Below are 218 nucleotides of genomic sequence, written 5' to 3' on the forward strand. Positions count from 1 at the left end.
GTGAGGATGTAGAGGAACGTCCCGCGCTGCATCGAGCCGAACTTGGCCGTCAGCTTCTTGCGGAACGACAGCCAGAGCACGATGCAGTCGAGCACGAAGAGCGCCACGAACGCCCACACGAGCAGCAGCGAGTACGACGCGATCACGGTCTGCGACGCGGCGAACCCGACGATGAGGAACAGCACGAGCACCGGCATCATGATCTCGCCGACGTTCCA

1 protein-coding gene is annotated in these 218 nt (G+C 62.8%); it reads right to left on the bottom strand.

What is annotated here, in order from left to right:
• Nucleotides 1-218, bottom strand: a 218-nt coding sequence (locus JSX79_RS18040; RefSeq protein WP_229087572.1) for a DUF3043 domain-containing protein, incomplete at both ends; no start/stop codon positions are given.

It is taken from the genome of Curtobacterium sp. GD1 (assembly GCF_020882855.1).
Lineage (GTDB): Bacteria > Actinomycetota > Actinomycetes > Actinomycetales > Microbacteriaceae > Curtobacterium.